Below are 24,044 nucleotides of genomic sequence, written 5' to 3'. Positions count from 1 at the left end.
GTGAGAAGGATAATCATTGCAATAGATGGTTATGCTTTGATCAACTATTATGCGTCCAGGAAGGGCACACGCTGAACCCATGACCTGGCAGAGGCGTTTATGGCTGGTGTTCCGTGGGATCATGATTGTCGTCTTTGGCATTGTGCTCGCTCTTATGCCACGAATCTCCTTCTTCCTGTTTCTTGCCGCCTTTGCCACGCTGGGCATCATCGATGGGATCGCCGCACTGGCAATTGGCATCAGTAAGAGAAGGCAGAATCCTCGCTGGTGGCTGATCGCCTTGAGTGGTGTCGCGGGCCTGGTTATCGCGGGCCTGATCATCTTTGCGCCTGGACTCACCAAGATAACGCTCATCTATGCCTTTGCCATCTGGGCTATTATCGTCGGTGTCACGCAAATGCTCGCCTTCTTCCGTACGCGTAGTCTCCGTACTGACTGGCTTTCGCTGCTCCCGGCGGTGTTTTCCTTGATCATAGGCGGCTATCTGCTGCTGAAGAGTTCGCCAAATGTGGTTACAGATGTGCGCTTTATTGGTCTCTACGCCATTGTGTATGGCATCTTGACGTTTTTCCAGGCCTTGCAGCCAGCGAGGACACGCGAGGCGGTGCCTCAGGAGGCACCACCACGCCATGGCTATGACTAGCGGCCAAGCGCCGCGAGCACGATGGAGGGAACCTTCCAGGGAGAGGGCTGGGCCTCAAAGTCTGCGAGTAGTGGAAAGGTTTTGGTAAGGACCTGGCCCCTGGTCGCGAACCAGGGAGGCGTGGGCGTGCTTTTGAAGGGAGCGCGTACCACGCTTTTCTGTGGGTGCGAGAACATGTATGTGTTATGTACAACGCCAACGCCAGACTGGATATCATCGATGGTGTGGCCGGGATATGCGCCCCAGGTCGTGCTGCCCAGCGTAAAGCTGGTGCCAGCCCAGTAGTTCAGGCTGACCGTTCCATAGCGCAGATCGGCGATGGCTTGCTCCACAGCCGTGGAGACGGCGGGATCTTTGAGCGATTTGGGATGGGCAAGCAGCGTGACGTTGAGTGTCCCCCAGAGATCCTCATTGGCGAAATTGACGGCCTTCTGGATGTAGTCAACCACACCGTCGGCCTCCAGGGCCGTCTCCGCGAAGAGGCTACAGAAGGCCTCCGTGGTAAAGCAGATATCATTTTCAGCCGTAGGATCGACATCGGCAATCAACGTCCAGGGAAGATTGCCGTTGTCCGTCGCCCCAAAGCGCTCGGCCTGAGGATGGGCCTCAACAAAGCCCTGCATACGCTGCTGCGCGCCTGGATAGTAGGCCTGGCGTGCAGGTTGGGCCGCCATCAGCTCGCGCAGCTTGTTTAAAAGAGCCTCGCGCTGGCCCCATCCTTTATGCGTAATAATCACACGTGTTGCATTGCAGTTGAAGCCAGCATTGGTAGTGAGCATCGAGAAAATATGCTCGGCCTGGTAGCGCAGATCAGCCTCGCTCCAGGGACCAGGGACGACGATGACGGGACTGACATTGCCTAGCTCGCCTGTGACACGTTTTGTGCGTAAGGGCTGCTTCTCCGCCTTGCGCCGCGCTCCCTCGCTGCCAGGGCCAAAGACGATGGCATCAAAGGTCTTATCGGAACCGGTGACGTGAATTTCTTCAATGCCGGGATGATCGCAGAGATATGAACCCTCCTCGGCTCCGCCATAGGTCACACGCAGAAAGCCTCGCTTGACAAGTGGCTGAAAGCTCTCTTCAATCAGGGGTCCCAGATAGGCGTTGACCGGATTCATCTTGAGCAGGACAACCTGGTTCTCCACCAAAAGCTTATAGAGCACATCTGTAGGCGCGATAGAGGAGACATTGCCCGCGCCCAGCACAAGAGCTACCATGCCTGACTGCTGGGCTTGGCCTTCCTGATAAATAAGGGCCTGTGTCTGTGGGAGGGTTTCGGCGCTCACGCCTGGCTCCATCCAGATCTCGGCGGTCATGTTTGTAAAGAAGATGCGATCATAATTATTTGTGGGGAAGACCTGGGCCACCACCTGTCCGTTATCGCGAGTTGTGACGGGACCGGGGATGCGTGGGCGACCAAAGGCCTCGATATCTAACAGGGATTGGCGTAGTAGGCGCAGGTTGCGCAGAATGGGCCAGGGGCCCATGCTCCACTCCTCGCCGGTCAACTGAGGCGAGAGATGCTTGGCCTGACTACAGGCCTCAACCCAGCGTGGCGCGAGAGCGGCAATGTTCTGAATTAATTCTGTGAGGAGGGAGACACGCTGCTGGAGCGTAGTCGCGACCCAGGTGTCCTTGTGCTCCTGTAGTGCGTGGATGGCCTGATCCATCTCCTCATGGGTTGAGACCTTGTCGGCGATGGTGGGAAATTGTGGCGAACCAGCCGGTGTGAGTGTGGACATGAGTGTCCCCTCCTTCTCTTCTGTGCGAAGCACATACGACTGCGTATATCTAAGTGTGATTACTGGATTTTCTGAATAGAGATCTTTTATTATATGCCACGTCATAGATCAACGACCAGCCTGGAGGAAATCATAGGCGTTTCCTCCAGACTAGTGTGAAGAGGGGGCACGTTGGAGAAAGAGCGAGTGCCCCCACCTATCTCATACAGGGCCAGGTAGACCAGCGTTAGACTGAAAGTTCGCTCCATGTGGCGTGAAGAGCACAATGTGGGCGATGCTACTCCCAATACATATAGGAAAGCCGATAAGCATCAGCCAGAAGCCAGGACCAGAAGTATGGATCTCGGTCCCGGTATGAGGGAACGAGAAGGATAGGAGAAGTAGCGAAGAGGCTAGAAATTCTAGGAGCCCCAGGGTGGCAAATATCAAGCTGAGGATGAAAATGGCACGCTTCCTTTTACCGAAAAGCCCGGTAAGAAAGGTCAATAGCGGAACGAGAATAGAGAGCAAAAATGATCCGATTGCCATTTCCGAAGACAAATCATGTATGGTACCACCAGTTACTGTATTAACGAGCATGCTCCAAAACGAATCTGTTGAATATAATGGCGGCTGTAGGTGGAATATCACTGTAACAAAGCGAGCCGGCAAGAAGAATCCAATGATTACAAGTCCAGAGCCCAAGAGTCCGATCAAGCTGGCAAGGCGGAGAGAATATAGGCGTGACATCATCCTTTGTCCTTTCTGATAGTCTATGACTGCCAATGCACATCACGACTTTTTGTAGAGTCTTTGAGAAAAGTATGAGTATCACTTTTGGCTCTTGCAAGTGTCATTTGTCCTATATCTACCTTTGGTAGTTTAAGTAAGGTTTTTACTACTGTATTGTGTAGCGGGCAGAGGGTGATAAAAAAGCCTGAGTTGTACGTTAGATGTGTATAGAGGAATATGTAAGTCAGGTACCCCATGTCTAAAGGCAGGGGCTTGTGAAAGCGAGTCTGGACCTGACCAGACTCAGCCAGAGCTGATGGATACAATCATCAAAGCTATCGGGCTACGATAGAGGTAAAGTGTTCAAGTTCCTACCTACGGGTGCGTGCCAGCCTGTAGCTCTAGAATTCCTGGGTTAAACGGCAAAACGGGGTTTTATGCAGTGCTCAGGGAAAAGTACCGCCCTCTATCCTTGTCGAGGCAACCATTACCCTAGCAATAGGAGGCTCAACTTGAGCAACGCGTTTGTGATTGATAGTGATTACAAACCACTTAATCCGGTACATCCAGCGCAGGCGCGGCGCTTACTCACGCAAGGCAAAGCTGCTGTGTATCGCAGATACCCCTTTACGATTGTGCTTAAGCGTGTGGTTGAGCAGCCAGAGGTCCAACCTTTGCGGCTCAAGCTTGATCCTGGAAGCAAAACCACAGGGATTGCCCTGGTCAATGATGCCAACGGGAAGGTAATCTTCGCGGCTGAACTTGAGCATCGAGGGCACGCTGTCAAAGATAGCTTAGAGCGTCGTCGTACGGTTCGTCGTAGCCGACGCAACCGCAACACACGCTATCGTAAACCACGATTTCAGAATCGACGGAGGAAGAAAGGGTGGTTGCCACCCTCATTGGAAAGTCGCCTTGCCAATATCCTCACGTGGGTAGCTCGCTTGTGTCGCTATGCTCCTATTGCAGCTCTCAGTCAGGAGCTTGTGAAGTTTGATATGCAATTGATAGAGAATCCCAATATCGCAGGCGTGGAATACCAACAAGGCACGCTGCAAGGCTATGAAATCAGGGAATACTTGCTCGAAAAATGGGGACGGGCTTGTGCGTATTGTGGTGCGCAAAACGTTCCTTTGCAGATTGAGCATATTCATCCTCGTGCCAACGGTGGCACAAAGAGAATAAGCAATCTTACCCTGGCCTGTGAACCGTGCAATACTGCCAAAGGCACGCAGGATATTCGCGTGTTCCTTGCAAAAAAGCCTGAGGTGCTCAAGCGGATTTTGGCGCAGGTCAAAAAGCCACTGAGGGATGCCAGTGCCGTCAATACCACGCGATTGGCTTTATTGGAACGGCTCAAGAGGTTTGGATTGACTGTCGAGTGCGGAAGTGGCGGCTTAACAAAGTACAATCGCACCACAAGAAGGCTAGCAAAAACGCATTGGCTCGATGCCGCTTGTGTGGGCAAGAGTACCCCTGCTGGACTTTCCCAGAAAGGAATCGTGCCATTGCATATTCTTGCGACAGGCCAAGGGAAAAGACAAATGTGCACGACTGATAAATATGGATTCCCGAAGCAACACAAAGAGCGCAAAAAGAAGTTTCTTGGCTATCAAACGGGTGATCTGATCAAAGCCATCAGCCCCAAAGGAAGGTTTGAAGGACGAATTGCCATTCGCCATCGTCCTTCGTTCCGGCTTGGGAACGTCGACATCCACCCCAAATATATACGATGTGTGCAAAGAGCTGATGGCTATGAGTATAAACAGAAAGGGGTGCGCCATGCTCCTCCCCATGTCTAAAGACAAGGGCACCCGCATGGCGCTATTTTCTGGTGGTGGAAAGGGAGCGTAATGGTTAAAGTACTGGTAACTGGCGGAGCTGGATTTCTGGGAGGACACCTGGTGGAGATGCTGCTGGAGCGCGGGAACGAGGTGCGCGCCCTGGTACGGCCAGCCGAGGATCGCACTCACCTCAACTCCCTCAAGCAGGTGGAAATATGCTCTGGTGATATCTGCGATCCCCTCTCGTTGAGACGCGCCGTACATGGCGTGCGCTATGTCTATCACACAGCGGCGCGGACGGGGCCCTGGGGCATTGAGAAAGAGTATTATGAGGTCAATGTACAGGGAACGATCAACCTGGTGAAAGCCGCACTGGGGGCTGGGGTCAGGTGCATTGTCCATACGAGCTCGATTACAGTCTATGGGCATCACCTGTTTGGGAAGGTCAGCGAGGAGCATCCCTTGCACGCGGAGAATAACTTCTATAGTCGCAGCAAGGTTGCCGCAGAGTTGGCCTTGTTGCGATTGGCAGGGGAGCGGAAGGCACCGATTGTGATTGTGCGCCCTGGCTGGATCTATGGTCCACGCGACCAGGCCAGCTTTGGTCGCCTGGCAGGACTGATCCAGACGGGACGGGGCGTTATCTTCGGAACAGGACAGAACATTCTGCCCGCGATATATGTACGCGACGTGGCCCAGGGTATGATCCAGGCTGTCGAAGCCGGGACGCAGGTGCTTGGGGAGGCCTATACCCTGGTTGATGATCGGCGCGTCACGCAAGAGGAGGTTTTTCAGTTGATCGCCAGCTACCTGGGAGCAAGGCCTATTCGCTGGCATCTTCCCTACTGGCCAACATATGGCGCGGCGTGGGCGGCGGAAAAGCTCTGGGGCCTGCCTGGACCGGGTCGTGTGGGGCCGCCGCCCTTGACGACCTATGGCGTCACGCTTTTTGGACGTGATCAGTATTTTGCGCTGGAGAAGGCCCGCGCGCAACTGGATTTTGTGCCTGCGTATGACATTACCCGCGGGATCGAGGAGAGTGTGCGCTGGTACTTGCGGGAGCAGAAATTAAGCCAGGGCATGCGCGAGCTATGAGCGCATGACCTGGGCCTCCGTTACGTGCTGCGTCTCGCGTATCCTGAACCAGTTGGCAAGGTAGACCAGGGTTAACAGGACGAAGAGCAGATTGCGTAGCGCGACCCACTCAAAAAAGCCCGGCACTTGCATGATATCAGGCGAGCGAGAATAGAGGTAGGCATAAATGAAGGTCGTCAGAGCTGAAATGGTACCCCAGCAGAAGAGCCAGAGCCCCTCCGCAGAGTAGACATAGGCCAGCAGTGGCAGGAGCCAGATCAAGTACTGGGGGCTGAATACCTTTCCAGTCGTGATAAAGACCAGGTGGAGCGCGATCAGCGTTTGTCCCAGGCTGAGTTTGCCGCGCCACTGCAAGTAGAGCGTATATGCGTAGCCAAGGACCAGGCCCAGCGTACTTAACTTGGAGACGATGTCACCCAGCGCGCTATCCATATTGAGCGAACCAAAGTCATAGACAACCCTGAACGAAACGCCAAAGCGGCTGGCAAGCCAGAGGAGAGAACTGCCGCTTGCCTCTACCTGGAGAGGGCGCTTGAAGAAGTAGCTGAGCTGGCTGAGAACGGCCCCATCAAAATTTAACAGCGCAAAGCCGCCGGTGAGAACGACCAGGCAAGCCAGGAAGAGCAAGCAGTTGCGCCATGACCAGCGGCGAAATTCGCGTAGGGTCAGCCAGAGCTGGCGCGGGATATCACGTGGCTTGAGACCAGTTGGAGGTTGGTGGAAGCGTCCCAGGGTGCGTTGTTCCGCGATAAAGAAGGCTGGCAGCAAGAGCAGGGGATAGAGCTTTAGGAGCGTCCCGATGACCAGGGCAAGGTAGGCCATAGTCCAATGTTTGCGCTCAGCGGCGATCAAGGCCACCAGGGTAAGCGCCGCGGGCAGGATGTCGAAGCGCACTTGAGTCGTCGCGATAGCTCCAATGAGTAGATAGAAAGCGCAGGTAAGCGCGGAATTGCGGGGTCCATAGCGTAGCAGGAGCCAGTAGATAAGGAAGGCTACGAGCGACATCAAGAAGGCGAAGACAAATTGATAGTAGGAGAGGGGAGCCAGGAGTGCCAGCGAGAAGGGGATGAGGGTAAGCGGCGGATATTCAAGGGGCAGCATATGAAAAGGCGCCTGCAGGATGCTCCCTTGTAGAAAGGCGCACTGCTCAACTGGCAGGCGTTTGAGCGCATCGCCACCGAACCAGAACGACAGGGCATAGCACTGATAGCGCGCGGGATCGCTTTTGGGGAGAAAGAGTTGCCAGGATGTGCCCACAAACATGGCAATGGTAACAAAGATAATCGGGGTGTAGGAAACGAGATCGCGTGGATTGTGCATATACGCAAGCAAAGATGAGAAGACACCACGCTGTTTGTGGGTATAGTCGAGATGTAGCTCTTTCTGTGACACGATAACCAGCCCCTCTCCGTCAATGATGCACTATGTATTGGCAAGTAGAAACATGCATAGTCAGTCTATAAGTTAGTATAAAAGTCTGCCTTAACCATGTTTGTTGATGTATGCGAACTTACTTGTTGTACTTCGGTGTATCTGGTGTATAGGACTGCATAAAGGGTGTTTTGAGTTCTGGCAGGCAGCCGATTATGAGTCACGAGCAGGATACGCCCTGACGTACACCAGCACACAGGCTTTGAATGGTGGTATACTTCAACATGGTTTCGCGCACCATACAAGACGAGCCATGTGTATGTCAGGTAACCAGAACGCGGACACGATCTCGCTATTCGTTGCCTGGGAGAGTATAGTGGATAGTATCAGTCTGAAGATATCACCCACTCTATTTGTGTTAGAAGAGGGAAGGTTAACACAAAGCCAATGGATACTAGAAATCGCACCGAGACAAAGACTTTAAAGGTGGGCGACGTCGCCCCCGATTTTACATTGAAGACTGAAGGGAAAGAAGATTGGCGCCTCAGCGATTTTCGCGGTAAAAAGAACGTCGTTCTCGCTTTTGTGCCTTTCGCGTTCAGCAGTGTCTGCTCCGCCCAGTTGCCCTCATACGAGGCCGACCTGGAGCGTTTCAAGGATTATGACACTGAGGTAGTTAGTATCAGCATGGATAGCCCCTTTGCCCTTGAGGCCTGGCAGAAGTCCATGCAGACATCTTTCCACCATCTCTCAGACTTCTATCCCCAGGGGAAGGTTGTAGACCTGTATGGGATACGGCATCCCGCGGGTATGTCCGAGCGCGCCCTCTTTGTCGTCGACAAAGAAGGCATCATCCGTTATATTGAGATCCAGCATGCGCCGGGTGAGATGCCCGACAACGAAGACCTCTTTGAGGCGTTGCGCAAACTATAAGCAGCAAAAAAGCGGCCTGGGCGAATGTATGTTCGCCCAGGCCGCTTTTTTGCTGCTTATAAAATTCCCCTTGCGTATTGGTGGCGTCTGTGGCATACTAAGGAAAAGTAAGACCTTCGGGGCAGGGTGTAATTCCCGACCGGCGGTATTGCCAATGTGGTTCGCAAGGAACCAGTGGCAGAGCCCGCGAGTCCTCAGGCATGGAAATGCCTGGCGTGATTGATTCGGTGCAAATCCGAAGCCGACGGTATAGTCCGGATGGGAGAAGGTTTCTATAAGGACCAGTTTCTACTTATCCAACCAATATCTACTGATCCGAAATCCTGAGCGCGGAGCGCTAGTCGCGTGAGCGACGTTGGTTTTCGGAATAAGAATTATTAAGGGTTGGTGAGTGGCGTAGTTACGCATATCTGTGATGCATGCGGGCTATGTTCTGTATGGTCGTTACTGCTCTCCCCCCAATGCCTCCCCGAATCAGTTGAATTGACGGATCTCTATGCCTTGTTCTGGCTGAGGCCTGTCAGTAGAGCTATCGAGGGATGTTATGAGCATGACAACTCCTACACACCAGCGCGCGGTGTTGCCTGAGTACGAGGCAGCGGCTGTGCGGAGTGAGGCGCAAGCGCGACGAAGTGCTAGCCGCGCCTCCCAGGCGCCCAGGCGCAATTTTACCTGGATGCTATCGGTTGTTCCCCCCCTGATCCTGGCCGTGGCCCTACTAATTGGCTGGTTTGTGAGCAGCGCCTATGGATATGTCAACACCCTGTTCTTGCCTGCGCCAGCCGATGTCTTGGATAGCTTGAGCAGCGGCTTTAGCTCGGGAATATATCTCAGCAATCTTTGGGTTACAGTACAGGAGAGCCTGGTAGGTTTTCTTCTGGCGCTGGCGCTTGCTTTGCCGCTAGGGTATGTCCTGACCAAGTCGCGTGTGCTTGCCGCGGCCATCCATCCTTACCTGGCGGCGGGCCAGGCCATTCCAGTGGTCGTGATCGCGCCGTTGCTGGTCTTATGGCTGGGCTATGGCTGGGTTCCCAACATGTATGTTTGCGCGCTCGTGGTTGTCTTTCCCATGGTGGTAAATACCATGCTAGGGGTGCAGACGATAGATCGCGCGCTGACAGATGCGGCGCGTGTGGAGGGAGCTGCTGGCTGGGCAATGTTTGCGCATATCGAGTTTCCCCTGGCGCTGCCCTCGATTATCGCGGGCGTGCGTACGGGATTGACTCTCTCCGTCATGGGGGCGCTCGTGGGTGAATTTGTCCAGGGAGGCGACCAGGGTTTGGGATCGCTGCTCCTGGTGGCAAAGAATCAATATAATACACCGCTGATGTTTGCCACGCTTGTGGTACTGGCTGCTCTGGCGGTCTTGTTCTATAGTAGTACCTGGTTGATTGGTAAGCTGGCTCAGGTGGTTTACTAGGCTAGCTGTAACCAGACTACAAAAGCTTTTTCTACAAAAGCTTTTTAGGGAGAATGGAGTAGCCCACGATGTCTGCACGTCATCGTTCTTCAACTGTGGCAACGTTCGGTATTCTTTCGCTGCTATTTATGCTGTTGATAACGGCATGCGGAGGAACGTCCACTACAAATACAAGTTCTAATTCATCCTCACAGGGAAAACAGGCGGTCTCGATTGGCCTGGGTTATGTCCCTGATATTCAGTTCGCGCCGTTTTATGTGGCAAAGTCAAAGGGCTATTATAGCCAGGCGGGGCTGGATGTCACCTTCCACCATGGGATTGTGCCTGACCTGATCGGCTCAATGGTCGCCGGGAAAAATACATTTGTCTTCGCCGGTGGCGATGAGCTTTTGACCGCGCGTAATAGCAATAAGCAGATCAAAGCACTAGATGTCGCCACGATTTTCCAGAAATATCCAGTAAGCTTGATCGTACCCGCGGACTCCTCGATTAAGAGCCTGAGCGATCTGAAGGGGCATACCATCGGCGTTCCTGGAGCCTATGGCTCGACCTACACGGCGCTGCTGGCTTTCCTCTACAAGGCGCATCTCTCAACCTCGGATGTCAAGATCCAATCGATTGGTTTTACCCAGGTGCCCGCGCTCCTGGCGCATCGTGTAGATGCCGTGATGGGCTACTCGAACAACGAGCCGTTGCAACTGGAGCAGCATGGTCTCAAGGTGCGTACCTTCCCGATCTCCGACTACCAGCCCATTGTCTCAAACGGCATTATCGTACCCGAGGGGACGTATCAGCAGCAGCCAGCAATGGTGCGCAGCTTTGTGCAGGCTACGCTCAAGGGGCTGCGCGACGTGATTGCTAACCCCGACGAGGCTTTGCAGGTGAGCCAGAGTTATATTCCCGGCATGAATACCACGCAGGCGCGCGCGGTGTTAAAGGCCACGATTCCTATCTACCAGGGGGATGGCAAACTGGGCAATAATGATGATGTCACCTGGCAGTCTATGGAACAATTCATGGTCGCAGAGAAATTGATCGCGCCCGTTGATAATCTCACATCTGTATACACCAATAAAACGGTTGCCTAAGCTAGTTGTAGTTAGCAAGCCGTTTTATGACGCAAACATGCTCCCTCTCATTAACGATGAGAGGGAGCATGTTTATATGAAAAACCTACGTTTCGGGCTAGGAGCTAGTGAGATAAAAGGACCGTTTAACACATACGCACATTGCATACTAGATGCTTTATGGTGTATAAAGGCGGTAGGATAGCCTTTTTCTTGGGCTATCTGACCAACCAGGCGATGATTTTTAAGCGATTGCGAGGCAACTTTTATGAATCATACAACTGATCGCTGTAGCCGGCTCCGTACGCTTCACGATCACCTGACCAATGAAGTAAAAAATATGCGTGAGAGTCTTCAGAGGGCGCAGCAGGAGGGCATCAGCACCTCAGCAGAGTCGCGCAATACACTCCGAAGCCTTCAGGCTGCTTTAAATAACATTTCGCGCGAACTGCAAAAATGCCCTCCCGAAAAGAGCGAGGAGCGCGCGACCGAGAGGGAGAAGTCAACCTTGCTGCGCCAGGTGAAAGCGATCTTGCCGGAGCAGCGAGTTCGTAACTGGTTCCCTGACTCCGTGCAGCGCGACGACGAAGAGAGCATCATTGATGCCATGGAGTCGCGCTAGGCCTAAATCATAGAAGCGAGGGAGCCTACTGACGTACGCGCCTACACGTTCGGGGCAGGTATTCACACCACAGTGTAGGTGCGCACGTCAGTAGTGCTTCCTCTTATTGGGCTGCGAAGACCTGCAAGTTTTTCAGCGTGACATGCGAGCCGGGGGTGACAAGAATGCCAATCGCGGCATTCGTACTAGTTCCGTTGTTGGCATTCCCCCAATACGTTCCGTCCACGGTATAGGTATAGCTCGTCCCCAGCACCTGGACATCCACGGTATGCGACTTTGTGGTGTCGCCCTGCGTTGTACCCGAGGCTAGTTGTCCCTGGTTGTTCCAGGAAGAATCATAGTTGTCGCTATGCCAGTTGCCTGTCGAGAGAATAAAGACATTTGACGTTTTGGTATCGGGCAGGTTGCGGTAGAGAATGCCGTAGTCACCGCTGGCGCTCTCGATCTGAACCTGGATAATATAATTGCTCGGGAAGGTCTGACCTTGTGGTAGACCTTTTAGGACGAGGACGCCTGTGCTACCATTGCTGCGGAGTTCAACGTTCGTGTCATGACAGGTCACGTTGAGATTGATTTCGTTCCAGGTGCCTCCACGTTTATCGCATGATTTTCCTGGTAGATCGGTCCCATAGACACGGTTTCCAGCGGAGACCTTTGGCCCTGGTAACGAAAGTGGCCTGGGGGTCGCGGTCGCAGTAGGCGTCGACTTGTTTGTCAACGTCACATCATGCGTGGGCTGAGCCGTTGGAGCCTTTGAGGCTGTCTGGCCGCCCGCAAAATGCTGATAGGAGACGACCGAGCCGATGATGATCAAAAGCACCAGGAGCGCTCCTCCAAGCACGACTGCCAGTGGCTGGCGACGCGCGTGAGGACCCTGTGGTCCAGGCTGAGGTGAGGGCTGGGGCATAGGCGAGAATGGTGGCGGACTCAGCGGCGTATTTGTACGCGGCTCTCTCATCTGGGGAGAGGCTGGTACCTGCTCTATGACGGGCTGGTGTCTGGGCGCCACTTCCACTTTGGCTGGCATATGAGGCACCGGTTCGTCGCGTTTGCTTTCAACCTGGGCAACAACGCGTGGCGCGGCCTCTGTTGAGGCGTTGTAAATTGTCGTTGGCGTATTTTCTAGCTGGGTAACAGCATCATGCTCAAACACGGGCTGAGGATGTTTGTGCTCAAGCTGCTCTTCGGTGTTGGGTGTGCCCTGATCGGGCAGCGTGACAAAGACGGTCTGGGCCTCAGCGATGAGTGGCGTACGCTGTGACGGCATTCCTGCTTGCGAGGGAGTCGTAAGCGTGGTCTTGAGAATCCGGGCTAACTCGCTCGCGCTATTGTAGCGCTCAGCGGGATTTTTTGCCAGCGCCCTCATGACGATGCCCTCGATCTCAGGGGTGACCAGGGGATTGAGGGCGGAGAGAGAGGGAGGGGTCTCCAGCGTGTGTTTGATGGCAATCGCGACTGGTGAGGTGCCAGTGAAGGGGACCTGCCCTCCCAGCATCTGGTAGATCATCACACCAAGCGAGTAGATGTCGGTACGGTGATCGACATCCTTGCCGGTGCCCTGTTCGGGCGAGAGATATTCAGGGGTGCCAACGATTGTGCCGGCGCTGGTCAGACCCTCCTGGCTGGAACGGCCCTTTACGCCGCTTTCATGTAGGTCGCGCACAACTTTGGCCAGGCCAAAATCGGCCAGGAGCACCCGGCCATCGGCATGGAAGAGAATATTGGCTGGTTTGAGGTCACGATGGATAATACCTTGTTTATGGGCGCCTTCAAGCGCGTCGGCGGCCTGCTCGATAATGCGCGCGACCTCTGTAAAGGGGAGGATGCCTCGCTCTTCGAGCAGTTCGCGTAGGGTCCCTCCCGTGACATAAGGCATAACCAGGTAGGCCATATCCTCCTGCTCGCCATATTCGTAGAGCGGTAAAATATTAATATGGTCGAGGGCCGCGATAGCATCGGCCTCTCGCCGGAAGCGTGCGAGGAATTCTTCTCGGGGTCGCTTGTCCATAAACGTATTGGGCAGGAGTACTTTCACGGCGACAGTGCGTCGTGGACGGCTCTGTTGTGCTAGATAGACTGCGCCCATGCCACCTCGTCCAATAAGGCGTCGGATTGTGCATGTTCCGAGCGTTTTGCCTATCAGATCATTTGTATCTAAGATCACGCTCGTAATGTCCTCTCAGAAAATAAGCTTAGGTCCTCTCGGAAACCTGAGCGCGCTTACTGTGCCACCTTCAGGTGGTCCCCGCGTGTCCCCGAATGGGGGTTGGTTTCCGCATAAGAAGTTGCTGCTGCTGATATGTAAATGCGTTTAAATGTATTTTATGTCTGGGTAAGGTAAATGTGTTTTTAAATCACGTACTTTGTACTATTGTTTGCTATTGACCCTACTACCACTGAGTCTATTCGTACTTATGCTCATCATCCAACCTGGCTAGCCTGTGCGCACACATGTACCCTACTACTATAACCACTTCTGCTGATAAAAGCCAGGAAAGTAGCGAAGAAGTACGGAAATATATAAGAAAAGCCGATACCTGCGACGTATCCGGCACTCATTATAGTATATATACAGCAATAAGGAAAGTTTTTCCGGACCTTTTTATATAATAGGCAGGTGGAGACCTCTTCCATCGTGCATGTATAGGCGAGTGCTCGCCCCATAGAGTGATGCATGGAGATTGGCCAATACGGGCTATCTCCCCGCCTTATTGGGCGTTCTCTCATGCCAACAAAAGAGGTAATTAGACCTGGTAGAGCGTAAAGCTCTGTGCGGTTATGCTTGCACCTTTATCGACTGCGATACCAGCGGTTCCCTGAGCATAGGTCGTATTTGTTATCTCTCCCAATTTGTGGCCGTTGGCGTAGAAAGTGAATGACTGACCATTGGCGATAACTGCGAGAAGAATGGCGGCATGGGCATCGCCAAGATTGCCACCCGCTAGCCTAGTCGGTGCGCCCGTATTATTGTCGTACACATAGGTGTTCCAGGTGCCATCAGGGTGGACAAGAAGCGTGTAGACGCCTTGTTGTTGTCCAGGTTGATTGCGGAAGTAGAGGCCAAAGTCGCTGCTGGAGGTGTTAGCTTGTTGTAATTGGGCCTCGACAACATAGTTGGAAGTATAGGCCTGTCCCTGTATCTTGCTGAGAAAGGTGCCTTGAAGCTGTGCCGTTGAGGCTGTGTTGCGGATCACCGTCTGGTTGCCAGAACAGGTGATGCCGACGCCATTGTAATCACTCCAGGCCCCCCCATTATGATCACAGCTTTGACCCACACCCGTTGCTCGATAGAGGCGTGCTCCATGCGGAACCTGGGATGTGCCTGGTGTCGTTGTGGCAGGCGCGGAGGTGCTTGTCGTTGAAGGCGTGTATTGTGCTTCCCTGGAGGTTGTTGCCGTCGTATATCCAGAAACAGATGTCGCTGTCGGCGAGGACGCAGTGCTGTTTCTGGTGAGGAGTTGCTGGGCAAAGACAACGCTGCCTCCAAGGAGAAGGAGAATGATTACCATAGTGAGCGCGATGGTCCAGGAGGAGCGTCTCCGTGTTGCCTGTGGTGGATAATATGCAGGCGGATGAGGCGTGTAGGGATGTGGTTGTGTCTGACGGTTCCCTACCGCATAGGGGGCATAGATGGCGGGTGTATCCTGCCTGTTGTTGGGCCAGTGAGAAGCTGATTCTGGCTGGGGTTGCCATTGAGCCTGCACTGGCGGTTGCTGGACTTCGGGCGCGGCAAAGGGTGGAGGTACTGGTTGCGCTGAGGCGTTAGAGAATGCAGGTGCCTCAGCATTGTGTGCAGAAATCTCAGTAGGAGGCTCTACCAGCTTGAATGTGCCTGGGGAGATCGCGGCCTGGTGCAGCTCACGCATGAGGGCTTGTGCCGATTGATAGCGCACCTCGCGCTGCTTAGCGCATGCCTTTTGCAGAATTTCATCGTAAACCTGGGGGATCTCGGGACGCAACTGGTGTAGAGAGGGGAGTGGTTGCTGAACATGACTCATTGCCAGAGCATAGAGGGTTGTGCCAGGGTAAGGGAGACGCCCACTCAAGAGCTGAAAGAGCACGATACCAAATTCGTAGATATCGGCCAGATGACTTACCTCTTCTCCCAACATCATTTCGGGTGCCATATATTCAGGCGTCCCTGGCAGCATACCTGTGGTTGTCAGCGCGGGCATTGTGCCCGGTTGATCCTGGAGGATGCGGGCAATGCCAAAGTCAGCCAGTACCAGGCGGCCATCGGCGTGCAGCAAGAGATTGGATGGCTTGAGATCGCGATGCAGGATACCTTGAGCGTGCGCGTAGTCAAGGGCTGAGGCTGCCTGGTTGCCATAGGTGAGTACGGTGTTGAGTGACAGGTGTCCCTCGCGTGCCAGGAGATCGCGCAGGCTTCCGCCGCTGAAGTAGGGCATGACGAGATAGGCAAAATGCTCTTGCTCACCGTATTCATAGATAGGGGTGATATTAACGTGCTCCAGGCGTGCGATGATGTTAGCCTCGCGGCGAAAGCGCTGGAGAAATTGTATGTAGTGTTCGGAATCTGTTGAGCCAGGTGGCTGAAGAATCTTGACCGCGACTTTGCGAGCGGGGAGTTGTTGCTGTGCGAGGTAGACTGCTCCCATGCCTCCCCTGCCCAGGAGACGCTCCAGAGTGTAATTTCCAAGCTTTGTACCGATGAAATGATCTGTTTTCTCAGCCATAATCTTCCCTGCCATGTTAGTTTTTAGTTTTTATGCGAACTATGTGGAGTGATATGTTTGCTAAAATAGGACTTTTATAGTGTTCTGCCAAGAGAAGAGTGGAATGCTAATAAAGCTGTTTTTATTGTATGCTATGCTAATCATAAGAGCAAGAAGAGAGTCCTTTGGACAGCATAAACACTGCCGAGAGCACATATGTGTGTATTTCGGCCACTTTTTCGGCTTTTGGCGCACCAGAGTTCCTGGTGGGGGAAAAGTTGGTTGACATTGCTACCCCTGGCTGTTATTCTTGGTCATAATAGAACATAAACTGAAGATCCTCGTATTCTCTCAGTAGTATAGTGTTTTCTGCCCGTGATGACCGGAAGAAGTATGAGGTGCGGAGCCAGACAGCGATCCGACGTCCAGTGCAAGGTCGGAATGGAGTAGCCCTCAGAACGCGTCCGCGAGCGGCTGGCGGAAGAAAATCGTCTCGTGACGATAAGTACGCCGGGTGTGCGACTCACACGCAAGCTTTTTGAGTCGAAATGAGTGGTCTTTGCTCTCAATTGAGGAAAGGCAAACTGGGTGGCACCGCGGGAGCCAGGCTGTAGCTCTCGTCCCTGTATCATATGATAGGGATGAGGGTTTTTTTTGTTCCAATATCTTAACTCTTGGGGGCCAGATAATGATTTCTACTGCTATTATTAACGTTACTAGTTATACCGGCCTGGAACTTTTGCGCCTGCTTGCACAGCATCCTCAATTAAAGGTTACCTCCGTCACTGCACGCAGCCTGGCGGGCAAGACGCTGGTAGATGTCTTCCCACAACTACAGGCCCTTGCAGCCACGACCGCGATTGATCCAACGATGGTGATCGCGGAGGAGCCAGCACAGACAGACCTGGCGTTTGTCTGCTTGCCCCATGCCGCCGCCGCAGAGGCGGTCGTACGCCTGCTTGAGCGCGGCACAAAGGTCGTCGATCTCTCAGCGGATTTCCGCCTGCATGATGTGGCGGTGTATGAAGAATGGTACAAGCACACCCATCCTGCTCCAGCCTTGCTCGAAAGCGCGGTCTTTGGCCTCTGTGAGCGCTATCGTGAGCGGATCGCGGGGGCTAGCCTCGTCGCTAGTCCCGGTTGCCACTCAACCACCGCCATTCTTGCCCTGTTACCCGCTTTTGCCCGGGACATTGTAGAGCCAGACGTCATCGTGGACTCGAAAACGGGCATTAGTGGCGCGGGCCGTGGCTTGACGCTGGGGACACATTTTGCCGAGGCGAACGAAGATATGAGTCCCTATAGTGTGGGCGGTCATCGGCATATGCCCGAGATCAAGCAAGAGTTGCTCGCTGCTGCCAGGGATGGCGGACATGCACTCTCCGATATCCGCCTGACATTCCTGCCGCACCTGGTACCCATGACGCGGGGCATTCTGGCGACCTGCTATGCCACGCTTGCGCCTGGCGCTGTAGAGAAGAGCCTCTCGTCAGAGGCTCTCGTGGAGCTGTATCGCGAGTATTACGCGGGCGAGCCTTTTGTGCATGTAGTGGATCAGCCACCTCATACCAAGTGGGCCTATGGCAGCAATCATTGTTTTATCTATCCAACGCTTGATGCCCGAACGGGACGCCTGATTGTAATGTCCTGCACCGATAACCTGGTTAAAGGCGCGGTGGGTCAGGCTATTCAGAACGCGAACTGTATGCTTGGTTGGCCCGAGAGTCTGGGCCTGGCAGGGGCTGGAGTCAATCCCTAGTCTGAAAAAATGTATGCAATGTGATCCCTCTACTGTTGTGTGTAACCCGCGAGCCTCGGAGCACATGATGTAGAGTGAGGAGGAACATAGGAACAATGACAATAGCGTTTGAACGCACACCAGATGGTGAAATTATCAATGATCAACATCTTATAGCCAGAGTGTTAAGCGAAGCAATTAATTATATTAACTACCTTAAAGACAAGATCCTGGTGTTTAAGCTTGGTGGCAGTATGCTGGAGCACCAGCAAGAGGTATTGCAGGATATCGTCTGGCTGCATCAACTGGGCGCGCTTCCTGTACTGGTGCATGGTGGTGGACCCTATATTAATGACTGGCTGACGAAGCTCAGTATTCCGACGCGTTTCCTGGATGGTATGCGCGTCACCGACGCGGAGACCTTAGAGGTGGTACGCATGGTGTTGCGTGGGCAGGTCAATCAGCGCCTGGTACTGATGCTCTCGCAGTTGGGAGCTAATGCGGTTGGCCTGTGTGGGACAGATGGCAATATGGTACAGGCACGTATGTTAGATGAGCGCCTGGGCTTTGTGGGTGAGGTGGAGTCGATTGATCCCTCATCTGTGCATACCTTGCTGGAGCAGGGCTTTATTCCTGTAATCGCGCCATTGGGTCAGGGGCCAGATGGCTCCTGCCTCAATATTAATGCGGATCTGGTCGCCGCGCACCTGGCGGGCGCGTTAAACGCGGAGAAGCTGATCTTTTTGAGTAACGTGGTTGGCATCTGTCGCGCCGATGGAACCTTGATTTCCGAATTGAGCGATGCCGAGGCTCGCCGCTTGATCGACGAGGGCGTGATCAGCGGTGGCATGATCCCCAAGGTTTCGGCCTGCCTGGACGCGCTGGCGGCAGTGCCGCGTGTGCATATCGTGGATGGTCGCGAGCCGCATGTGCTCCTGCGCGAACTTTGCACAGACCAGGGCGCGGGTACTATGATTATCCGCTAAAAATTGGGGGATAGTGAGTGTGGTACGTGCTTGTGGCCTGCGGCCACAAGCACGTACCACACTCACTATCAGGCGAGCGCCGTAGGCGTGAGAAGTACTTTAGACGCATGGCCTCACCGCAAGTCAGCAAATATGTTTTATACTACATAGCAGAGAACAAGAGAGTGGTCCCCGTCAGCGTTGACATCTGGAAAGGGCAGAGTCTTTCCAAACGCTAACGGGGACATGCGTTTATTGCCGCCTGCATTACGCAGGAAATGTGACAGTAACAGTGGAGAGGACGTTCCATGAAGAAGCGCGTTGAGCGATTGCGAGGTATGTACGACCTGTTACCAGAGGTCTATCAGCAACAGCAGTGGGTAAGCGAGAAGGTGAGCAAGCTGTTAGAGCACGCGGGCTACGCCCATGTCGATTCCCCCGTGCTAGAGCATAGCGACCTCTTTCATGCCAGCTTTGGTCAGGAGCTATGGCAGAACCTCTACGCCTTTCGTATCCATCAACGCGACCTCTGCTTGCGCCCAGAATATACCGCCTCCATCTGCCGTTTGTACCTGGACCATTATCAGCAGCAGGGGCTGCCGCAGCGTTTTCAGTATGCTGGCCCAATTTTTCGCTATGAGGCTCCGGGGCGCAGCCGTTACCGACAGCATACGCAGCTTGGCATTGAAATCTTTGGCGGTCAGCCAGCGGCCGCGGATGCTGAGATGATCCAGTTGGCATGCGAGGTCCTCCACGATCTAGGGATCTCACGTTATCGCCTGGAACTGGGGCATGTAGGCGTCGCGAGCGGCTTCATCAACCGCCTGCACCTCGATGACCATGCGGCCCGCCTCTTGCTTGGCCTGATGGAACAGATCAGCCGGTCGGAGGAGGGGGAGCGCCTGGCGCAGGAGCGGCTGGAGCGCCTCTATCCCGCGGACCAGGCCTTGAACAAGATGGCGTCAGAAGTTTCGCCGCCAGCCACGGTCTTGAGCGGAGTAGATGCACGCTATATCTCGTCGTTATTGAGCGGTATCAGCATCTCCTTTGGCGATGACGACGTACGGCGCGAGGTCGTGGAGCGCTTCTTGTGGAAAATGGGACGCAATGAGCAACGGCGGCAGATCCTGAACGCACTAGAGTTTTTGCGCGAGCTGCATGCCGTCTCGGGTCCTCCTCCAGCCGTCTTTGAGGCAGTGGCAGAACTGCTAGAACGCTATGGCCTCGACACCGCCCCCCTCAATGAGTTGCGCCAACTGGTGGCCGTTGTTGAGCAGTGTGGTGTGCCGAGCGAGCAGATTCTGCTGAACCTCTCGCTGGGGCGTGGTGTGAGCTATTATACGGGCCTGGTCTTCGAGATTCACGCGCAGGAGGCGGATGGCTTTGATGCTCAGCTCTGTGGCGGAGGGCGCTATGATCGCCTTATGCGAGCCGTAGGTAGTTCGCGCGATATCGCGGCCTGTGGCTTTGCCATTGGCCTTGAGCGCCTACTCGCGCATATTCCCCAGGCCACGCTACCGGTGTTAAATCAGACACAGGCCCTGGTAATTCCAGTTAGCGCGAACGAGTTTCCCTATGCGCTTCGCGTGGCGCGAGCCGCACGCGAGGCGGGTCAGCCCGTAGAGGTGGATATCAGCGGGCATGGTGTCGGCGCGGGATTGAAGCAAGCTGTTAAGAAGCAGATCCTTCTGGCGCTGATTGTAGGCGAGGATGAAGCCAGGCAGAACGAGGTAACGGTACGCAATCTAGAGACAAGCGTCGAGTGGCGCCTTCCATTTGGCGAGCTTGCCAATGGCCTGGTAGCAGATTTTGGTGAAGAGCAGAAGGAGCAGTTGGTATGAGTGCCCAGGAACGAGTGCGTTTAGCCCTGCCAGGGAAGGGAGCCCTGGAGGGCGCGACTATGTCATTTCTTGCCGAGTGCGGCTTAAAGGTCAGCCGCAGCAATCCGCGTCAATACCTGGCGCGCATCAAGAGCATGCCTGACCTGGAGGTTGTCTTCCAGCGAGCCGCCGATATACCGGACCTGGTCCAGAGTGGCGACGCGACCCTGGGTGTCTCAGGCTATGATATCCTGGCAGAACATCGAGGCTACGGTGATGACCTGGACGAAGAGGACCACCTGGATGAAGACCTGCTGGTGCTTATGCGTGACCTGGGGTATGGGAGCTGCCGCCTCGTCCTGGCTGTGCCGGAGACCTGGATTGATGTCAGCTCCTGCGCGGATCTCTGGCACTTATCGGGGTATTATCGCACACATCGAGGGCGAGGACTGCGTATCGCCACCAAGTATCCCGTGCTGACCTCGCAGTTCCTACGGCGGCATAACATTACGCACTGCAAGATATTTTCGCCGCATGGCGCGCTAGAGGCAGCTCCGTTGACCGACACCGCCGATCTGATCGCGGACCTGACCGAGACGGGCACGACCTTACGCGAGAACCATCTCAAGCTGCTGGACGATGGCGTGATCCTACGCTCTCAGGCTTGCTTGATGGGCAATGCGCGTCTCCTCAAGCAGCATCCACTCGCGCTCAAGCTGACCGAGACGGTCCTGGAGTTGATCGATGCGCGCAACCAGGCGCGCAACCGCTCACTGCTGACCGCCTATATGCGCGCGGAGAGCTTTGAGGGAATGCGCGATGCCTGTGGACGGCTCAACCAGCGCCTGAAGGCCATGGGGGCGGGCATCGAGTTCCGTATGGTCAATTCAGAACTGGATGGCGAGTCGGCCCCTGACCAGTACACGCTCTCGGGTGTGGCCAAAGTCGGCGAGGCCGCGCCTCAACTGCTGGAGACGGTGGCGGTGCTACGCCAAGCTGGAGCCACGCATATCAACGTGACGCCACTGACCTATCGCTTCGCGCAGGAATCCGTGAATGCGCGCGCACTCAGGGAAAGGCTGAAGAGATTATCTTGAAAAAAATAGTGATTTTTGACCTGGATGGCGTGATTACTAGCGAGGAGATGTACTGGACGACGGCAGGCCTGGTCTTGCATGAACTGCTCTATAGCCCGCGCTATTGGAATGTCGATGGACGCTCTGAGTACATGCCACCCCAGACAGTCGAGGAGTGCCGCACCTGGAGCGAGGCGGTCTTTCCCGAGGCCTTGATTCAGGGCTTAAAGGCACGGGCCGTCAACTCAAACTGGGATACCTGCTATGCCGCTTTCTGCCTCTATCTGATCGATGTGCTTGCCCAGGTGAGCGACCACGCCGCCCTCTGGCCACCGCGTGTAGAAGATGCCGCCTGGAATGCTCGCTTACGCGGGCAACTGGCCCAGGCCCGTCCCCAGGTAGACCATGAGCGCCTACGACCGCTCACCGATCCCACGCTTGCTAGCTATACTGGCTTTGATCTGTTGGCGCGCCTGGATATCCTGGCTCGCCAGGTTTTGAATGTCGAGGGCGAGGGAGGGCTTGGGCATTATAGCCCCTCCTGGAAGTTCTGCCGTGACCTCTTCCAGGAATGGTACCTGGGCGATGCGCTCTTCACGCAGGATTATGGGCGAGCGCCCTGGCAGGCGGGCAAAATTGGTTGCATCAATTTTGAGCAGCCTCTTCTGCCAATTGAGCAGTTGCGCGCAACGCTTGAGGATTTGCAGGCCCAGGGATATACCCTGGGCATCTGCACCGGGCGTGGCCGCTTCGAGGCCCTTACCCCCCTGCGTAACTATGGGCTGCTCACTTTCTTCAGTACTGAGCATATCGTGACGCATACCGAAGTGGCGGAGGCGGAGCGGCGCCTGCGAGAAGAAGGAAGACCCCTGACCTTGGCCAAGCCGCACCCCTTCCCCTTCTTGCGCGCCGCCTTCCCGGAGTATATGCCGGGTGATCCCCTGCCGCCTCGTGGAAGCTTTCTCGTGGTTGGAGATACGACCAGCGATGTGCGAGGGGCGCACGCGGGAGATGCCTTCTGTATCGCGGTCCGAACCGGGGCCAGAACTGAGGAGGCACGGACACTGCTTGCGCAGAGCGCTCCCGACTTTCTGTTAGAGGATGTGACACATGTTCCTGCCCTGGTGCGCCAGATCGATGACCTGGGGACAATCCAGCGGCTACAATTTCATGAGCGCGAAAAAGCAGAGCAACTGCTACAACGCTGGTTCGCGGTTCAGATGGATCTGCGTATCGACAGCATCCAGCTTACACCCAAAGCCGTCTCGCTCAATTCATTTAATGGTTTCTATCGGGTTGGTGGAGAAGAGTACTTCTTTAAGACGCATGTAGAGGACCAGGGGGTTCTGGCGGAGTACTATAACGCCACGCTCCTGCACGAGGCGGGCTATAACGTGGTCTTGCCCGTGCGCACATTGCGCAGGAGCGGCCAGCAGATGGTCATCTACCCGGTTATTCACTGGCCAGTCATGTTCGACATGATGCGTGCCATCGAGACTGGGCAGACGGCGCAGGCCTCCCTTGAGCAACTGGTTGCCGCTGAGCGACTGGAGTGCGAGCGCCTCTTGCGTATTTACCAGGAGACAGAGGCCCCGGTGAGCGCTGAGGAGCACGAGGCGGCTCCCATTCACCAGCTGTTCTGGCATCGCCTGACCGGAGGACGCCTGGCCAGCTTCTACGAGGAGAAGAGCCTTCCGCTTCCCACGCAGCCCGAGCGCGAAATTACCTTTGCGCAGCTCTGCGCCTATCGCTGGCGTATTAATGGGCAGGTGCAGCGCCTGACGCTGGGTGAGTTGGTTGAGCGCGCCAAAAGTGTGCTCCAGCCAGCCCAGGCCGGGCTAACGGTGGTGGGGCATGGCGACGCGCACTTCGGGAATGTCTTCCTGGAGGAGGGGCGCGAATACCTCTACTTTGATCCCGCCTTCGCTGGTCGACACTCGCCCTTGCTGGATGTCATTAAGCCGCTCTTTCATAACGTCTTTGCAAGCTGGATGTACTTCCCGCTGGAGATCGCGCCGGACTGCTCCTTGCAGGTGAAAGTCGATGAACAGGAAGGCTGTATCGAGATCGCATATGATTTCACGCTCCCACCCGTGCGCGAGGCCATCCTCCAGACCAAGCGCGAACACTTGTTGAGACCATTGCTCGCCTGGCTCTCTTCACAGGGGGCCTTGCCGGAGAATTGGGAAGAGATCATGCACGCCGCGTTGCTCTGTTGCCCCTTGCTGACGATCAACCTCTTTGATGGGCGGCGTCTACCGCCGCTCATTGGCTGGCTGGGATTGACCTATGCCGTGTCGCTGGGACAGGAGACGGAGATACTCTCGCCCTGTCTGCTGGCGGAGACGGTTGAGCAGGAACGCTAGAAGGGAGAGGAAGTA

At 54.9% G+C, this 24,044-nt stretch carries 16 protein-coding genes and 1 riboswitch; of the genes, 12 read left to right on the top strand and 4 right to left on the bottom strand.

Annotated elements, in window-relative coordinates; translation table 11 throughout:
• Window positions 1-79 precede the first annotated feature (79 nt).
• Entirely contained in the window at window positions 80-643 is a 564-nt protein-coding gene (locus KRAC_RS03510) for an HdeD family acid-resistance protein (protein ID WP_007904551.1), read from the top strand.
• Here KRAC_RS03510 and KRAC_RS03505 read toward each other — a convergent pair.
• A complete protein-coding gene (locus tag KRAC_RS03505) occupies window positions 640-2,385 on the bottom strand; it encodes an aldehyde dehydrogenase family protein (RefSeq protein ID WP_007904546.1) in 1,746 nt (581 codons plus the stop codon). The two genes, KRAC_RS03510 and KRAC_RS03505, sit on opposite strands and share 4 nt — an antisense overlap.
• Before the next feature lie 1,223 nt (window positions 2,386-3,608).
• Between KRAC_RS03505 and iscB the strand changes: the two genes are divergently transcribed.
• Together iscB and KRAC_RS03490 are read left to right on the top strand one after the other, a co-directional pair.
• Complete coding sequence (iscB, locus tag KRAC_RS03495) at window positions 3,609-4,898, top strand: RNA-guided endonuclease IscB (protein WP_007904541.1); 1,290 nt, start codon at window positions 3,609-3,611, stop codon at window positions 4,896-4,898.
• Window positions 4,899-4,949: 51 nt separating this feature from the next.
• Complete coding sequence (locus KRAC_RS03490; protein WP_007904540.1) at window positions 4,950-5,975, top strand: NAD-dependent epimerase/dehydratase family protein; 1,026 nt, start codon at window positions 4,950-4,952, stop codon at window positions 5,973-5,975.
• Here KRAC_RS03490 and KRAC_RS03485 read toward each other — a convergent pair.
• On the bottom strand, window positions 5,970-7,367 hold the full coding sequence (locus KRAC_RS03485) for a glycosyltransferase 87 family protein (protein WP_007904539.1): 1,398 nt from the start codon (window positions 7,365-7,367) through the stop codon (window positions 5,970-5,972). The genes KRAC_RS03490 and KRAC_RS03485 overlap by 6 nt on opposite strands.
• 426 nt (window positions 7,368-7,793) lie before the next feature.
• Here KRAC_RS03485 and KRAC_RS03480 point away from each other — a divergent pair, with 426 nt between their 5' ends.
• The 4 genes from KRAC_RS03480 (at window position 7,794) to KRAC_RS03465 (ending at window position 11,388) form a co-directional block, all read left to right on the top strand.
• A complete protein-coding gene (locus KRAC_RS03480; protein WP_007904537.1) occupies window positions 7,794-8,279 on the top strand; it encodes a redoxin domain-containing protein in 486 nt (161 codons plus the stop codon).
• A gap of 108 nt (window positions 8,280-8,387) precedes the next feature.
• Window positions 8,388-8,553, top strand: a riboswitch (FMN riboswitch).
• 276 nt (window positions 8,554-8,829) lie between these two features.
• Entirely contained in the window at window positions 8,830-9,699 is an 870-nt protein-coding gene (locus KRAC_RS03475) for an ABC transporter permease (protein ID WP_157506294.1), read from the top strand.
• A gap of 68 nt (window positions 9,700-9,767) precedes the next feature.
• Window positions 9,768-10,787, top strand: a complete 1,020-nt coding sequence (locus KRAC_RS03470; protein WP_007904535.1) for an ABC transporter substrate-binding protein — start codon at window positions 9,768-9,770, stop codon at window positions 10,785-10,787.
• A gap of 247 nt (window positions 10,788-11,034) precedes the next feature.
• Window positions 11,035-11,388, top strand: coding sequence for a hypothetical protein (locus KRAC_RS03465; protein WP_007904534.1), 354 nt, complete (start codon window positions 11,035-11,037; stop codon window positions 11,386-11,388).
• A gap of 103 nt (window positions 11,389-11,491) precedes the next feature.
• On the opposite strand, the gene KRAC_RS60650 is transcribed toward KRAC_RS03465, so the two are convergent.
• Complete coding sequence (locus tag KRAC_RS60650; RefSeq protein WP_007904533.1) at window positions 11,492-13,552, bottom strand: serine/threonine-protein kinase; 2,061 nt, start codon at window positions 13,550-13,552, stop codon at window positions 11,492-11,494.
• A gap of 580 nt (window positions 13,553-14,132) precedes the next feature.
• Entirely contained in the window at window positions 14,133-16,085 is a 1,953-nt protein-coding gene (locus KRAC_RS60645; protein ID WP_007904531.1) for a serine/threonine protein kinase, read from the bottom strand.
• Window positions 16,086-16,752: 667 nt separating this feature from the next.
• Between KRAC_RS60645 and argC the strand changes: the two genes are divergently transcribed.
• The 5 genes from argC to KRAC_RS60640 all read left to right on the top strand — a co-directional run bounded on the left by argC (window position 16,753) and on the right by KRAC_RS60640 (window position 24,029).
• On the top strand, window positions 16,753-17,823 hold the full coding sequence (gene argC, locus KRAC_RS03450) for an N-acetyl-gamma-glutamyl-phosphate reductase (protein ID WP_007904529.1): 1,071 nt from the start codon (window positions 16,753-16,755) through the stop codon (window positions 17,821-17,823).
• Window positions 17,824-17,918: 95 nt separating this feature from the next.
• Window positions 17,919-18,788 (top strand): acetylglutamate kinase, encoded by an 870-nt coding sequence (argB, locus tag KRAC_RS03445; RefSeq protein WP_007904528.1) that lies wholly within the window; start codon window positions 17,919-17,921, stop codon window positions 18,786-18,788.
• A gap of 287 nt (window positions 18,789-19,075) precedes the next feature.
• Entirely contained in the window at window positions 19,076-20,608 is a 1,533-nt protein-coding gene (locus KRAC_RS03440) for a histidine--tRNA ligase (RefSeq protein ID WP_007904527.1), read from the top strand.
• Complete coding sequence (gene hisG / locus KRAC_RS03435) at window positions 20,605-21,684, top strand: ATP phosphoribosyltransferase (protein ID WP_007904526.1); 1,080 nt, start codon at window positions 20,605-20,607, stop codon at window positions 21,682-21,684. The genes KRAC_RS03440 and hisG overlap by 4 nt, the downstream gene beginning before the upstream one ends.
• A complete protein-coding gene (locus tag KRAC_RS60640; protein WP_007904525.1) occupies window positions 21,681-24,029 on the top strand; it encodes an HAD family hydrolase in 2,349 nt (782 codons plus the stop codon). Before hisG ends, KRAC_RS60640 begins: the two co-directional genes overlap by 4 nt.
• Window positions 24,030-24,044 lie beyond the last annotated feature (15 nt).

The sequence above is a fragment of the Ktedonobacter racemifer DSM 44963 genome, from assembly GCF_000178855.1.
Taxonomy (GTDB): domain Bacteria; phylum Chloroflexota; class Ktedonobacteria; order Ktedonobacterales; family Ktedonobacteraceae; genus Ktedonobacter; species Ktedonobacter racemifer.
Note: the sequence above shows the minus strand (reverse complement) of the source record. Positions and strands in the feature narration are given on the sequence as shown.